The organism is Streptomyces sp. NPDC048290, from assembly GCF_040652095.1.
Classification (GTDB): Bacteria; Actinomycetota; Actinomycetes; order Streptomycetales; family Streptomycetaceae; genus Streptomyces.
In genome coordinates this window covers 268,186-281,664 of sequence record NZ_JBEZLM010000004.1, presented here as the reverse complement: position 1 = coordinate 281,664, position 13,479 = coordinate 268,186, and the positions used below count along the sequence as shown (strand labels likewise).

The following is a 13,479-nucleotide window of genomic DNA, read 5'->3' as shown; positions in this document are numbered from 1 at the left end:
CGATGAGCAGTACTACCAACCCGTCGACGCAGCACACGTCCACGATCGGCGCCATCGGCGCGCCCAGCCGACGCAACACCGAGCTGGCGCTGCTGGTCTTCGCCGTCGCCATCCCGGTCTTCGCCTACGCCAATGTGGGTCTGGCCATGAACGACCAGGTGCCGGCCGGGCTGCTCGGTTACGGCCTCGGCCTCGGCCTGCTGGCGGGCGTGGCCCATCTCGTCGTCCGCAAGTTCGCGCCCTACGCGGACCCGCTGCTGCTGCCGCTGACCACCCTGCTGAACGGGCTGGGGCTGGTCGCCATCTGGCGCCTTGACCAGTCGCCGCTGCTCCAGGAGATCGGCCAGGCGGGCAGCGCGGCACCGAACCAGCTGATGTACACGGCGCTGGGCATCGCCCTCGCCATCGGCGTGCTGATCCTCCTCAAGGACCACCGGGTCCTCCAGCGCTACACCTATATCTCCATGGTGCTCGCGCTGGTCCTGCTGCTGCTGCCGCTGGTGCCGGGCCTCGGCAAGAACCTCTACGGCGCCAAGATCTGGATCTCGGTCGCCGGGTTCTCCATCCAGCCCGGTGAGTTCGCGAAGATCGTCCTGGCGGTGTTCTTCGCCGGGTATCTGATGGTCAAGCGGGACGCGCTGGCCCTGGCCTCGCGCCGCTTCATGGGCCTGTATCTGCCGCGCGGACGCGACCTCGGCCCGATCCTGGTGGTCTGGGTGGTGTCGATCCTGATCCTGGTCTTCGAGACGGACCTCGGCACCTCGCTGCTGTTCTTCGGAATGTTCGTCATCATGCTGTACGTCGCCACCGAGCGGACCAGCTGGATCGTCTTCGGTCTGCTGATGTCGGCGGTCGGCGCGGTCGGCGTGGCGACCTTCGAGCCCCATATCCAGATGCGGGTGGACGCGTGGCTCGACCCGATGCGTGAGTACACCCTCAGCCAGCAGGGTGTGGACGGCCACTCCGAGCAGGCCATGCAGGCGCTGTGGGCGTTCGGCTCCGGCGGCACGCTGGGCACCGGCTGGGGCCAGGGCCACTCGGACCTGATCCGGTTCGCCTCCAACTCCGACTTCATCCTCGCCACCTTCGGCGAGGAGCTGGGGCTGGCCGGGCTGATGGCCCTTCTGGTGATCTACGCGCTGATCGTGGAGCGGGGGGTGCGCACCGCGCTCGCCGCCCGCGACCCGTTCGGCAAGCTGCTCGCGGTCGGCCTGTCCGGCGCCTTCGCCCTCCAGGTCTTCGTGGTGGCCGGCGGTGTGATGGGCCTGATCCCGCTGACCGGTATGACGATGCCGTTCCTCGCGGCCGGTGGTTCGTCCGTGATCGCCAACTGGGCGCTGATCGCGATCCTCATCCGGATCAGCGACACCGCCCGCCGCCCGGCGCCCGCTCCGGCACCCAACCCCGACGCCGAGATGACCCAGGTGGTCCGCCCGTCATGAACAAGCCCCTGCGCCGTATCGCGATCTTCTGCGGTCTGCTCATCCTGACCCTGCTGCTGCGGGACAACTGGCTCCAGTACGTCAAGGCGGACGAACTGGCGAGCGACCCCAAGAACCGCCGGGTGGCCATCGAGCGGTACGCCACCCCGCGCGGCGACATCATCGTGGACGGCAAGGCGATCACCGGTCACCGCGAGGCCAAGGGCGGCGACTTCCAGTATCTGCGCACCTACACCGACGGCCCGATGTGGGCGCCGGTGACGGGCTACACCTCGCAGGCGTTCGGCGCCAACCAGCTGGAGAGCATCGAGGACGGCATCCTCACCGGCAACGACGACCGGCTGTTCTTCCGCAACACCCTCGGGATGCTGACCGGCAAGGACAAGGAGGGCGGCAACGTCGTCACCACCCTCAGCTCCGCCGCCCAGAAGGCCGCGTACGAGGGGCTGGCCAAGCGGGGCAAGGGCGCGGTGGCCGCGATCGAGCCGTCGACCGGGAAGATCCTGGCGCTGGCCTCGTACCCGTCCTACGACCCGGCCACCATCGCGGGCTACTCGGACGACGACGCCAAGGCGTGGAACGGGCTCCAGAAGAAGCAGAACCCGGACGACCCGATGCTGAACCGGGCGCTGCGCGAGGTCTACCCGCCCGGATCGACGTTCAAGGTGGTCACGGCCGCGGCGGCGCTGGAGCACGGGCTGTACCCGGACGCCGACGAGAAGACGGACTCGCCGGACCCGTGGGTCATGGAGGGCACCACCACGGAGCTGCCCAACGACGGCAACATCCCGTGCAAGAACGCGACCCTGCGGGTGGCGCTCCAGTGGTCCTGCAACACGGTGTTCGGCAAGGCAGGCTCCGACCTCGGCAACGACAAGATGCTGGAGACGGCGAAGGAGTTCGGGTTCACCTCGGAGCAGTTCACCCCGGTGCGCTCCACCGCGTCGGTGTTCTCCGACGACATGAACCCCTCGCAGACCGCGCTGTCCTCGATCGGCCAGTTCAACACCGCGGCCACGCCGCTCCAGATGGCGATGGTGGCCGGCGCGATCGCCAACGACGGCAAGCTGATGAAGCCGTACATGGTCGACAAGCTCCAGGCGCCCAGCCTGGACACCATCGAGCAGACCGACCCGGAGGAGCTGAGCACCCCGCTGTCGGCGGAGAACGCGCAGATCCTCCAGTCGATGATGGAGACCGTCGTCAACGACGGCACCGGCAAGGCGGCCCGGATCGACGGGGTGACGGTCGGCGGCAAGACCGGTACCGCGCAGCACGGTGTGGACAACAGCGAGAAGCCGTACGCCTGGTTCATCTCGTACGCCAAGACCGGTGACGGGTCGCCGGTGGCGGTGGCCGTGGTCGTGGAGGACGAGAACGCCAACCGTGGTGACATCTCCGGTGGCGGTCTGGCCGCGCCGATCGCGAAGAGCGTGATGGAGGCGGTCATCAACGCCAAGCAGTGACGCTGGTCACGATCCCTTCACATCGGTGCACGGTGCGATACCGGTCCGGTATCGGGTCGCGGGCTTGGCCAGGTCACACAATCCCATCCGGGTACGGTAGGGCCCGGACGGCAGCCTCCGGACCGTACACGTGTACGGACCGGGACCGACGGAGAGGGCTGGTAGGAAGCTATGGAAGAGCCGCGTCGCCTCGGCGGCCGGTACGAACTGGGCCAGGTGCTCGGTCGTGGTGGCATGGCGGAGGTCTACCTCGCGCACGACACCCGGCTCGGCCGCACCGTGGCGGTGAAGACGCTGCGCGCGGACCTCGCGCGCGACCCGTCCTTCCAGGCCCGGTTCCGCCGGGAGGCCCAGTCGGCCGCCTCGCTCAACCATCCCGCGATCGTGGCGGTCTACGACACGGGCGAGGACTACATCGACGGGGTCTCGATCCCGTACATCGTGATGGAGTACGTCGACGGCTCCACGCTGCGTGAGCTGCTGCATTCGGGTCGCAAGCTGCTGCCCGAGCGGTCCATGGAGATGACCATCGGCATCCTCCAGGCCCTGGAGTACTCGCACCGCAACCAGATCGTCCACCGGGACATCAAGCCGGCGAACGTCATGCTGACGCGCAACGGCCAGGTCAAGGTCATGGACTTCGGTATCGCCCGTGCGATGGGCGACTCCGGGATGACGATGACCCAGACCTCGGCCGTGATCGGCACCGCCCAGTACCTCTCCCCGGAGCAGGCCAAGGGCGAGCAGGTGGACGCCCGGTCCGACCTCTACTCGACCGGCTGTCTGCTCTATGAGCTGCTGACGGTCCGGCCGCCGTTCGTCGGGGACTCCCCGGTCGCGGTGGCCTACCAGCATGTGCGCGAGGAGCCGCAGGCGCCGAGCGTCTTCGACCCGGAGATCACTCCGGAGATGGACGCGATCGTCCTCAAGGCCCTGGTCAAGGACCCCAACTACCGCTACCAGTCCGCCGACGAGATGCGGCTGGACATCGAGGCGTGTCTCGACGGCCAGCCGGTGGCGGCGACCGCGGCCATGGCCTCGGTCGGCTACGGCGGCTACCCCGACGACCAGCCGACCACGGCGCTGCGCTCGGCGGACGGCGGCGCGACGACGATGCTCCCACCGGTGAACCCGGACGACGGCGGCTACGGCTACGACGAGCGCCCCGACCGCCGCCGCCAGAAGAAGAACAACACCTCCACGATCCTGCTGGCGGTCGCCGCGGTCCTGGTCCTGGTCGGCGCGATCCTGATCGGCCGCTGGGTGTTCGCGGGCGGCGGCGTCGGCAACAACACGGTCCCCGTGCCGAACTTCATCGGCCAGACGGAGGCGGACGCCAGAAAACAGGCGACCAACGCCGAACTGGAGATCTCGGTCAGCAGCAAGCCCTGCGAGAACCAGCCCAAGGGCAATGTCTGCGACCAGGACCCGGCGGGCGGCACGGACGTCGACAAGGGCTCGACGGTCAATCTGGTCGTCTCCACCGGCGCGCCCAAGGTCGTGGTGCCCAGTGTCGTCGGCGACAGCCTGGACGAGGCCAAGTCCAAGCTGGAGGCGGACGAGTTCCAGTTCGAGGTGAAGACCGAGACCCAGGAGTCCACGGAGGAGCCGAACACCGTCCTGGAACAGAACCCGAAGCTCGGGTCCGAGGTGGAGAAGGGGTCCACGGTGACCCTGGTCATCGCCAAGGAGGTCGAGCAGGCGGTCGTGCCGAACGTCGTCGGCCAGTCCTGTGACGACGCGCGGGCCGCGCTGGAGGACAAGAACCTCACCGGCACCTGCACGGAGGTCCCGACCCAGGACCAGAACCAGAACGGCAAGGTCCTCAAGACCACACCCGCGGGCGGTACGCCGGTCGACCCGGGCTCCACGGTGAACATCGAGGTCGGGAAGTTCGAGCAGCAGCAGAAGACACCGGTGCCGCAGGTGACCGGGCTGACGGTCGGCCAGGCCCGGCAGGCGCTCCAGTCGGCGGGCTTCAACAACATCCAGTTCGCCGATGGCAGCGACCAGAGCGACGGGGCGTTCGTGATCAGCCAGGACCCGGGTCCCGGCCAGGAGGTCGACGACCCCGGCGCCACCACCATCACCCTGACGACCGCGGGCTTCGGCCAGAACGGGGGCAACGGGAATGGGAACGGTGGGTTTCTGGGGGGCGGGGACGGGGATTGACCGGGCTGATCCTGATCCAGCCCGGGTCTAGCCCGACTCGACCTGATCTGATCTATCCCGACCTGATCGTCTGAGTGTGAGTGGGCCCCGCCGGGATCGTCCGGCGGGGCCCACTCATGTCCTGGCCGCCGGGGTCCTGGGCGCCGGGGTCCTGGCCGCCGGGGTCCTGGCCGCCGGGGTCCTGGGCGCGGGCCCGGCTCGCGGGACGCGAAGGGCGGCGGGCCGGTGTCGCCGCTCGGCTCTACCGCAGTTCCTCCGGCGGCGTCCGCTTCTCGTCCACCTTCTCCACCCGGTCCAGCTCCCCCCACACGATGTACCGGTACCGGCTGGTGAACACCGGGGTGCAGGTCGTCAGCGTGATGTACTTCCCGGCCTTCTTCCTGCCGGAGTCCTTGGGGACCGGGGCGAGGACGTCCACATTGAACTTCGAGGTCTCCGGGAGCGTCGCGTAGACCTTGTAGACGTACCAGTCGTTCTTCGTCTCGAAGACGATCGCGTCGCCCTTCTCGATCTTGTGGATGTCGTGGAACTTGGCGCCATGGCCGTCGCGGTGCGCGGCGAGCGAGAAGTTGCCGTTCTTGTCGCTGGTCGGGAGGGCGGCCTTGACCGGGTCGGTGTAGTACCCGGCGACCCCGTCGTTGAGCAGCTCGGTGTCGGTGCCCTTCTTGACCAGGATGTCGCCCTCGCCCATCGCGGGGACGTGCAGGAAGCCGACGCCGTCCTTGGTGTCCAGGGCGCCGGGGCCGCCGCTGCCGCCGCCGGAGCCGTCGGCGGCCCAGTTGTCGCGGACCTTGTCGCCCTCCTCGCCGGCCTTGCGGTCGGCCAGGACGTTGGTCCACCACAGGGAGTAGACGACGAAGAGTCCGAGCACCAGCCCGGCCGTGATGAGGAGTTCACCGAAGACACTGACCGCCAGGGCGATCCGGCCCGGTCGGCGCCGCCGCGGGGCTTCCCCATCCCCCGGCCCGTCCCCGGGCGCGCCGGTGTGCTTCTCGGTGTCGTCGGTGGTCGCTGCCACAGTCATCTGCCCTTAACTTCTGCCTTGGCCTCTGCCTAGCCGATGAGCGCGTCCGGCTTCCCCTCGCTGCGCGGCCGTTCCTCGACCATCTTGCCCCACACGATCATCCGGTACTTGCTGGTGAACTCGGGCGTACAGGTCGTCAGCGTGATGTAACGGCCCGGCTCGGTGAAGCCCCCGTCCTTCGGCACCGGGTCGAGGACGCTGGTGTTGCTCGGCGCGGTCACCGGCAGGATCGAGGCCATCTTGTAGACGTAGTAGGTGTCCTGGGTCTCGACCACGATCGGGTCGCCGGGCTGGAGCTTGTTGATGAAGCGGAACGGCTCGCCGTGGGTGTTGCGGTGGCCCGCGAGCCCGAAGTTGCCGCTCTGGTCGCCCGGCATCGCGGTCTTGAGCGGATCCTCGCCGTAGTGGCCGACCATGCCCTTGTCGAGGACCTTCTTGTTGCTGACGCCCTCCGCGATCGGCACCACCACGTCCAGCTTCGGGATGCGCAGGATGGCGAAGCCCTGGCCGGGTTCGAAGGTGCCGGGGTTGCGTTTGCCGCTGGCCCAGTCGTCCTGGAGGTCGTCGGCCTCCTGTCCGGCCTGGGCGTGCGCCCGGACGTTGGTCCACCACAGCTGGTAGGTGACGAACAGCAGCATCAGGACGCCGGTGGTGATGAACACCTCGCCGATGGCCCGGCTGGCGAGCACGGCGGGGCCGGGCTTGCGGGCGCGTGCCTGGCGGCGGGCCTCGACCCGGGAGAGCGGGGCGGCCGGGGCGCTTTCGGCGGGTGCGGGGGGCGGGGCCTGGCCGCCACGGCGCCCGTTACGCCGTTTGGCGGCCTTTCTGCGGGCCGCACGGCCGCCGGGGGCGGGATCGGTGCCGGGTGGGGCGGCTGGGGCGGCAGAGGGGGATATGCGGGGGGCAAGAGGCTCGGGTATCCGCAGCGCGACGGTCTCGTCGTCGAGCGGGAGCGCCGGGGAGGCGGGGGAAACCGGCGATGCGGGGGAAAACGGCGATGCGGGGGCGGGGGAAGCGGGGGAAGCCGGGAAGGCCGGGAGAATCCGTGTGCCGGACGGTGTCTCCTCGTACGGCCGGGTCTCCTCGTACGGCCGCACCGCCTCGGCCTGACCGTGCTGAGCCGGCTGACCCGGATGGCCGGGCCGACCCGGCTGACCTGGCTGTCCCGGTGGCCCCGGCTGACCCGCGTGGCCGTGCTGCACCGGCCCTCCGCCGTAGTCGTACGGCTGCGCCGTCCCGTCGTACGGCTGTGGCGCCCCCTCGTGCGGCTGGGCCGCCCCCTCGTACGTGCCGTACGCGCTCCCGAACGTGCCCTGCTCCCCGTACGGTTGCCGCCCGTACGAGGTGCCCTGGTCGTCGGTGCCGGGACCGGGGGCGTCCCCGGGGCCGGTGCCCGACTCGCGCTCGGGGCGCAGCGCGGTCACGCCGTGGCCCTGCCCACCACCGGGGCCAGCCCCGCCGATCTGGCCACCGCGTCCCGGTCGCCGCACTCCACCAGCCAGTTGGCGAGCATCCGGTGCCCGTGCTCGGTGAGCACCGACTCCGGATGGAACTGCACGCCCTCGACCGGCAGTTCCCGGTGGCGCAGGCCCATGATGATCCCGTCGTGGGTGCGGGCCGTGATCTCCAGCTCGGCCGGGACCGTGGCGGGCTCGGCGGCCAGCGAGTGGTAGCGGGTCGCGGTGAACGGCGACGGCAGCCCGGCGAAGACGCCCTTGCCCTGGTGCTCGACCGGTGAGGTCTTGCCGTGCAGCAGCTCGGGCGCGCGGTCCACGACCCCGCCATAGGCGACCTGCATGGACTGCATCCCGAGGCAGACACCGAAGACGGGGACGCCGGTGGCGGCGCAGTGCCGGACCATGTCGACGCAGATCCCGGCCTGCTCGGGGGTGCCGGGGCCGGGGGAGAGCAGGACGCCGTCGAAACCGTCCTGCGCGTGCGCGGTGGCGACCTCGTCGTTGCGCAGCACCTCGCACTCGGCGCCGAGCTGGTAGAGGTACTGGACCAGGTTGAAGACGAAGCTGTCGTAGTTGTCCACGACGAGAATGCGCGCGCTCACTGGTTGTCCACCGTCACATCGTTGAAGGGAAGCAGCGGTTCCGCCCACGGGAAGACGTACTGGAACAGGACGTAGACCACGGCAACGACCAGCATGAGCGAGACCAGCGTCTTCACCCACGCGTTCCCCGGCAGATGCCGCCAGATCCAGCCGTACATGCCGTCCCTTCCGTCGACCCACGGCACCACCACTCACGCCGTACCCGCACCAGACTAACGGCGTAGGGCCTCCGGTTTCCCGGCCTCCACAGGCTGGGTGGAGTCCAGATGCGCCCAGACGATCAGCCGGTGGCTGTGGCCCCACTCGGGTTCGCAGGTGGTGAGTGTGAGATAGCGCCCTTCCCGGGTGTAGCCGGACTTCCGTGGCACAGGATCGATCACCTGGACATCGCTCGGCAGCGTCTTGTACGGCCCTTTGTCGATCCGGTACGTGAACCAGGTCGTCCCGTCGCTGAGCACCACCGCGTCCCCGGGCCTGAGCCTCGGGAAGTCCTTGAACGGGTCCCCGTACGTCCGCCGGTGCCCCGCCACCGAGAAGTTGCCCTTCTCACCGAGGAGCGCGGTGGAGGCGTAGTGCCCGAGCCCCTTCTTCAGGGTGTCGGTGCCGGTGCCTTCGAGCACCGGCTTGTTCCACGTGAAACCAAGCCGGGGGATATACATGATCGCGAACGGTTCGCCGCTTTTGTACGGTTCCTGCGGTGGCGGGTCGGCCTGGGAGGCGCCGCCCGGTGGTGCCGACTGCGGACGGGCGTCGGCGCGCGCCCACTCCTGCTGGAGCCGGTCGATCTGGTCGCCCATCGCACTGTCGGCCTTCACACCGGTCCAGAACATGACGTACGCCACAAAAAGGACGATCAGGGTGCCGACGGTGATGCACAGCTCACTGAAGGTCCTGACCACGACGCGCACCGGCGGCTCCCGACAGAGACGCTTGCTTCCCGTTCCCGACCCGCGGCTTCCGACCGCCGGCCGCTACTCCACAGGCTGGGCGTGCTGCAGATCCACTGTGCCCGAGTAGCCGGGAAGAGTCACCGTCCCGTTCTCCTCGACTTTCCACCCGAGTCCGTACACATTGACGTAGACCATGTAGTTCTGGATCGCCTCGCTCGCGGTGAGCGCCTCCCGCAGCTTCTCCGGGTCCCCGACAGCCGTGATCTTGTACGGCGGTGAGTAGACCCGGCCCTGGAGGATCAGGGTGTTGCCCACACAGCGCACCGCGCTGGTGGAGATCAGCCGCTGGTCCATCACCTTGATCCCCTCGGCGCCGCCCTGCCAGAGCGCGTTCACCACGGCCTGGAGATCCTGCTGATGGATCACCAGGTAGTCGGGCTGCGGCTCGGGGTAGCCGGGGAGCTTGGCGGTGGCGTCCGGCGGGGCGTCGTTGAGGGTGACCGTGAGGGCGTCGCCGGTCAGCTCCTGGGTTCCGGCGTCGCGCTCCAGGGCGGCGAGGGCGTCGTCCTCCTGGCGGGTGCGGCCGTCGTCCCGCTCGGCCAGCGACTCCACCTGCTCGCGCAGGGCCGCGTTGGACTCGTCCCGCTCGCCGTTCTCCCCGCTGCGCTCATGGATCAGGTCGGAGAGCTTCAGCAAGGAGGCGTCCGTACGGATATCGGTACCTTTGGCAGTATTGAAGCTGGTGAAGAAGATCAGGCCCGCGAGAGCGAAGACGCCCACGGTGAGGACCCGCACCGGCCGGAACCGGCCCCTCGCATCGGCGCCGGAACCGCTCTGGGGGGAGTCGGCGGAATTGCTCAACGTACCCTTATCTCCTTCGGAGCCACGGAAGCACTACGCTAACGGACGCCCGGGGGAGCACTCAGTGTCCCCTTGTACGCTGCCCCGAGCCCGACCCGAGTTCCCTGCGCGGCCACGCAGCGCATCGACAGGAGAGACCCTCGTGCCGAAGTCACGTATCCGCAAGAAGGCCGACTACACGCCGCCGCCGTCCTCGAAGCAGGCGACGTCGATCAAGCTGAACAGCCGGGCCTGGGTCGCGCCGGTCATGCTGGCGATGTTCCTGATCGGATTGGCCTGGATCGTCGTCTTCTATGTCACCGACGGTTCGCTGCCGATCGACCAGCTCGACAACTGGAACATCGTGGTCGGCTTCGGCTTCATCGCGGCGGGGTTCGGCGTCTCCACCCAGTGGAAGTAGCGCCCGCCCGGCTCTGCCACGGCGGCTCCGGCCCAGCTCTGCCCAGGGATATCCACTGAGTTATCCACAGCCCTCGCGGAATTTCCACATCTCCCTTGGGGAAAAGACGAAGATCTGTGGATAACCTCTAGGACGTTGACGCCGGTACGACCGTCACACCGCTTTCCGCAAGCCTGTTCGCCCCCTGCCTGACCTGCGAAGACGCCGGTCGGTGACAGGGGGCACAGCTGTTGCCGCACACTGTGCACAAGATCGGCCACCCGCTGTGGAAAACCGCAGCTCAGCCCAGCTGAACCGTTCTGAGCAGCGTGATCCCGATCACTACGAGCAGCACTGCGGCGCACGTGCCGTACTGCACCAGGGAGCGGCGCTCGCGCGGGGCGTGGACCATCGCGTAGCCGACGATCGCGCCCGCCACCAGGCCGCCGATATGGGCCTGCCAGGCAATGTCCTGCCAGGTGAAGGTGAAGATCAGGTTGATCACGAGCAGGGCCAGGATGGGCCGCATGTCGTAGTTCATCCGGCGCATCAGCACCGCCGTGGCGCCGAAGAGGCCGAAGATCGCGCCGGACGCCCCGAGAGAGGCCGTGCCGGGCGCCTCCAGCAGATACGTCAGGGCGCTGCCCGCGAGGCCGGAGACCAGATAGAGCGTGAGGTAGCGGGCTCTGCCGAGGGCCTGCTCCAGGGGGCCGCCCAGCCACCACAGACTCAGCATGTTGAACGCGATGTGCCAGATCTCCTGGTGGGTGAACATCGCCGTCACCAGGCGGTACCACTGGCCCTCCGCGACGCCCTCCGTGGCCGGCCAGGGGGCCGGGGGCCACTGGCCGATCAGCACCAGGTCGTTCAGCAGCGAGGTGCTGGTCTGCACCGCGATGAAGACGGCGAGGTTGATCCCGATCAGGATCTTGGTGAGCAGCCGGGGGTCGGCCACGATCGTGCCGCCCGCGAGGGTGCGGGGGGTGGAGGCGCCCGGCGTGTGACCCGTACCGGAGCCGTTGCGCACACACTCCGGGCACTGGAAGCCCACCGACGCGCTGACCATGCACTCGGGGCATATCGGCCGCTCGCAGCGGGTGCAGCGCACACCGGTCTCACGGTCCGGGTGCCGGTAGCAGACCGGCGGGCTCTGGGCGGGCTGGGGGGACTGCTCCCCCGGGCCCTGCGGGCTGCCCGGCGCCTGGTCCATGCGATCCCCTCACGTGTGGTCGGCGGGCAATGCGACGCCCCGCTCATCATTACGGATGAGCGGGGCATTTAGTTCCCCGCGGCACGTCCGGCGGCGGGTGCCGCGCGGGCGGTACGAGGGGGCTCGGCCTCATCGCCAGGGGCTCGGCCGCGGCGCTGGAGGGCTCGGCCTCAGCGCTTCTCGATGACGACGGACTCGATGACGACGTCGTTCACCGGACGGTCGGTGCGCGGGTTGGTCTGGGTGGTGGCGATGGCGTCCACGACCTTCTGGCTGGCCGCGTTCGTGACCTCGCCGAAGATGGTGTGCTTGCCGCTCAGCCAGGCCGTCGGCGCGACCGTGATGAAGAACTGCGAGCCGTTGGTGCCCGGACCGGCGTTGGCCATGGCCAGCAGGTAGGGCTTGGTGAACTTCAGCTCCGGGTGGAACTCGTCGGCGAACTGGTATCCGGGACCGCCGGTCCCGTTGCCCAGCGGGTCACCGCCCTGAATCATGAACCCGTCGATCACCCGGTGGAAGACCGTGCCGTCATAGAGCTTGTCCGAGGACTTCTGGCCCGTGGCGGGGTGGGTCCACTCGCGCTCGCCGCTGGCGAGTTCCACGAAGTTCTTGACGGTCTGCGGCGCGTGGTCCGGGAAGAGCCGGATCTCGATGTCGCCGTTGTTCGTCTTCAGGGTGGCGTAAAGCTGCTCGGCCACGATCTGCCTTCCGTTGTCCTCCTGTGACTCACCGATCCTCGCACGGACCGTGCGCCGCGTCGCCCGCCACCCGCGTCCGGAACGGCTCACAGCGCCACGGGAGAGGGCAAAACCCCGGCGAGCCGCCCCCGCACAGGCGCGCTCGACGACGATCCGTGGCATTGTCGACGACAAGCTCCTGTTGCCCCGTATTCATCCGCTATTTCATCCGCTGCTTCATCTGCTGCTTCATCCGCTGCTTGATCTGCGATCGACTTGATCATTCATCCGCTATCGCACCCGATCGGTTGCCGACCGGCCGATCGACCGACGCTCCGGAGCGGTGTACGGCGTCCGACAGCGTCCCACCGGCGTCCGTACGCGTGACCCGGATGCCCGCCCGCACATGCCGCGTGCCCGCCCAGCAGGCATGATCCGTAAAAGGGTGGAAAGTCGAAATACCGTACGCCACCGAGGAGGAGGATTCCCGTGACCCGCATCGACAGCGTGCGCGCCGCGACCGGTTCGGCGAAGGACAGCGTGCTGCACGCCGCGGAAGTGGTGGCGCCCTACGCCGACACGGCCAAGGACCGGGCCGCCCACTACGCGCACGAGGCCCGCGTACGGCTCGCGCCCAAGGTGTCGCAGGCCGCCGACCAGGCCCGCGTCCAGTACGAGGCCCATCTCGCACCGCGCCTGGAGCAGGCCCTCACCCATGTGCCGCCGAAGGTCGACCACGCCGCCCATGAGGCGGCCCTGAAGGCCCGGGTCGCCGCCCGGCAGGCCGCGGAGTACTCCCGGCCGCGGATCGAGCAGGCCGTTGCCGCGGCCGTGCCCGTCAGGGACGAGGCCGCGGTGCGCGGCTCCGCCGCCCTGGCGGCGCTGCGCGGCGGGGTGACCGCCCATGAGATCGAGAAACTGGTCCGCAAGCACGAGCGGCGCTCCAAGGCCGGGCACGCGGTCAAGGTGCTCGCACTGGTGGGCCTGGTGGCGGGCGGCGCCTTCGCCGCCTGGAAGTGGTGGGACAAGCAGGCCAACCCGGACTGGCTGGTCGAGCCCCCGGCCGCCACCGAGGTCCCCGAGTCCGGCCGGCTCACCTCGGTCGACGGCAGCGGCCAGTCCGCCCTCGACCCCGAGGTGCAGGCGAAGGAGGCCGAGGAGGAAGCGGCCAAGCGGGACCGGGACGAGGACCAGTGACCCGATCGACCGCCAACTGACTGCGCGGGCGGGAGACTTGACCGTCTCCCGCCCTTCGTCATCGTTCACCCCGACCGGGCGTTTTGCCTGCACGCTCCTGAT

Annotated in this window: 13 protein-coding genes; 5 read left to right on the top strand and 8 right to left on the bottom strand. The window is 69.2% G+C overall.

Annotated features, from left to right (window positions below; genetic code table 11):
• Positions 1 to 2: 2 nt before the first annotated feature.
• From AB0D49_RS08620 to pknB, 3 genes are all read left to right on the top strand, one after another.
• Complete coding sequence (locus tag AB0D49_RS08620; RefSeq protein ID WP_362752948.1) at positions 3 to 1,442, top strand: FtsW/RodA/SpoVE family cell cycle protein; 1,440 nt, start codon at positions 3 to 5, stop codon at positions 1,440 to 1,442.
• Positions 1,439 to 2,908 carry a penicillin-binding protein 2 gene (locus AB0D49_RS08615; protein WP_362752945.1) on the top strand — a complete coding sequence of 490 codons (1,470 nt, stop codon included), beginning with the start codon at positions 1,439 to 1,441 and terminating at the stop codon, positions 2,906 to 2,908. Before AB0D49_RS08620 ends, AB0D49_RS08615 begins: the two co-directional genes overlap by 4 nt.
• 171 nt (positions 2,909 to 3,079) lie before the next feature.
• Positions 3,080 to 5,080: a Stk1 family PASTA domain-containing Ser/Thr kinase gene (gene pknB / locus AB0D49_RS08610; RefSeq protein ID WP_362752941.1), complete on the top strand. Its 2,001-nt coding sequence runs from the start codon at positions 3,080 to 3,082 to the stop codon at positions 5,078 to 5,080.
• Positions 5,081 to 5,321: 241 nt separating this feature from the next.
• Here pknB and AB0D49_RS08605 read toward each other — a convergent pair whose 3' ends face one another.
• The 6 genes from AB0D49_RS08605 to AB0D49_RS08580 form a co-directional block, all read right to left on the bottom strand.
• Positions 5,322 to 6,098, bottom strand: coding sequence for a class E sortase (locus AB0D49_RS08605; RefSeq protein ID WP_362753422.1), 777 nt, complete (start codon positions 6,096 to 6,098; stop codon positions 5,322 to 5,324).
• Positions 6,099 to 6,133: 35 nt separating this feature from the next.
• Positions 6,134 to 7,528 carry a class E sortase gene (locus AB0D49_RS08600; RefSeq protein WP_362752938.1) on the bottom strand — a complete coding sequence of 465 codons (1,395 nt, stop codon included), beginning with the start codon at positions 7,526 to 7,528 and terminating at the stop codon, positions 6,134 to 6,136.
• A complete protein-coding gene (locus AB0D49_RS08595; RefSeq protein ID WP_362752935.1) occupies positions 7,525 to 8,163 on the bottom strand; it encodes an aminodeoxychorismate/anthranilate synthase component II in 639 nt (212 codons plus the stop codon). Before AB0D49_RS08595 ends, AB0D49_RS08600 begins: the two co-directional genes overlap by 4 nt.
• A complete protein-coding gene (locus AB0D49_RS08590; protein WP_362752932.1) occupies positions 8,160 to 8,321 on the bottom strand; it encodes a hypothetical protein in 162 nt (53 codons plus the stop codon). The genes AB0D49_RS08595 and AB0D49_RS08590 overlap by 4 nt, the downstream gene beginning before the upstream one ends.
• Positions 8,322 to 8,375: 54 nt before the next feature.
• Positions 8,376 to 9,071, bottom strand: a complete 696-nt coding sequence (locus tag AB0D49_RS08585) for a class E sortase (RefSeq protein WP_362752929.1) — start codon at positions 9,069 to 9,071, stop codon at positions 8,376 to 8,378.
• 63 nt (positions 9,072 to 9,134) lie between these two features.
• Positions 9,135 to 9,914, bottom strand: a complete 780-nt coding sequence (locus AB0D49_RS08580) for a DUF881 domain-containing protein (RefSeq protein ID WP_362752926.1) — start codon at positions 9,912 to 9,914, stop codon at positions 9,135 to 9,137.
• A 142-nt stretch (positions 9,915 to 10,056) separates the two neighbouring features.
• On the opposite strand from AB0D49_RS08580, the gene crgA reads away from it, so the two are divergent.
• On the top strand, positions 10,057 to 10,314 hold the full coding sequence (crgA, locus tag AB0D49_RS08575; RefSeq protein WP_362752923.1) for a cell division protein CrgA: 258 nt from the start codon (positions 10,057 to 10,059) through the stop codon (positions 10,312 to 10,314).
• A gap of 280 nt (positions 10,315 to 10,594) precedes the next feature.
• Here the strand turns inward: crgA and AB0D49_RS08570 are convergent, their stop codons facing one another.
• Both AB0D49_RS08570 and AB0D49_RS08565 read right to left on the bottom strand, forming a co-directional pair.
• On the bottom strand, positions 10,595 to 11,503 hold the full coding sequence (locus AB0D49_RS08570) for a rhomboid family intramembrane serine protease (protein WP_362752919.1): 909 nt from the start codon (positions 11,501 to 11,503) through the stop codon (positions 10,595 to 10,597).
• A 170-nt stretch (positions 11,504 to 11,673) separates the two neighbouring features.
• Positions 11,674 to 12,201 (bottom strand): peptidylprolyl isomerase, encoded by a 528-nt coding sequence (locus AB0D49_RS08565; RefSeq protein WP_362752916.1) that lies wholly within the window; start codon positions 12,199 to 12,201, stop codon positions 11,674 to 11,676.
• Between the two features lie 468 nt (positions 12,202 to 12,669).
• On the opposite strand from AB0D49_RS08565, the gene AB0D49_RS08560 reads away from it, so the two are divergent.
• The gene (locus tag AB0D49_RS08560) at positions 12,670 to 13,377 is read left to right on the top strand and encodes a DUF5324 family protein (RefSeq protein WP_362752913.1); all 708 of its coding nucleotides are present in this window, start codon (positions 12,670 to 12,672) and stop codon (positions 13,375 to 13,377) included.
• Positions 13,378 to 13,479: the final 102 nt, after the last annotated feature.

What these genes read in the sequence shown, in the direction of transcription:
- AB0D49_RS08590 (WP_362752932.1), bottom strand. Translation starts at nt 8,321, where the DNA reads ATGTACGGCTGGATCTGGCGGCATCTGCCGGGGAACGCGTGGGTGAAG.
- pknB (WP_362752941.1), top strand. Translation starts at nt 3,080, where the DNA reads ATGGAAGAGCCGCGTCGCCTCGGCGGCCGGTACGAACTGGGCCAGGTG.
- AB0D49_RS08620 (WP_362752948.1), top strand. Translation starts at nt 3, where the DNA reads ATGAGCAGTACTACCAACCCGTCGACGCAGCACACGTCCACGATCGGC.
- AB0D49_RS08570 (WP_362752919.1), bottom strand. Translation starts at nt 11,503, where the DNA reads ATGGACCAGGCGCCGGGCAGCCCGCAGGGCCCGGGGGAGCAGTCCCCC.
- AB0D49_RS08615 (WP_362752945.1), top strand. Translation starts at nt 1,439, where the DNA reads ATGAACAAGCCCCTGCGCCGTATCGCGATCTTCTGCGGTCTGCTCATC.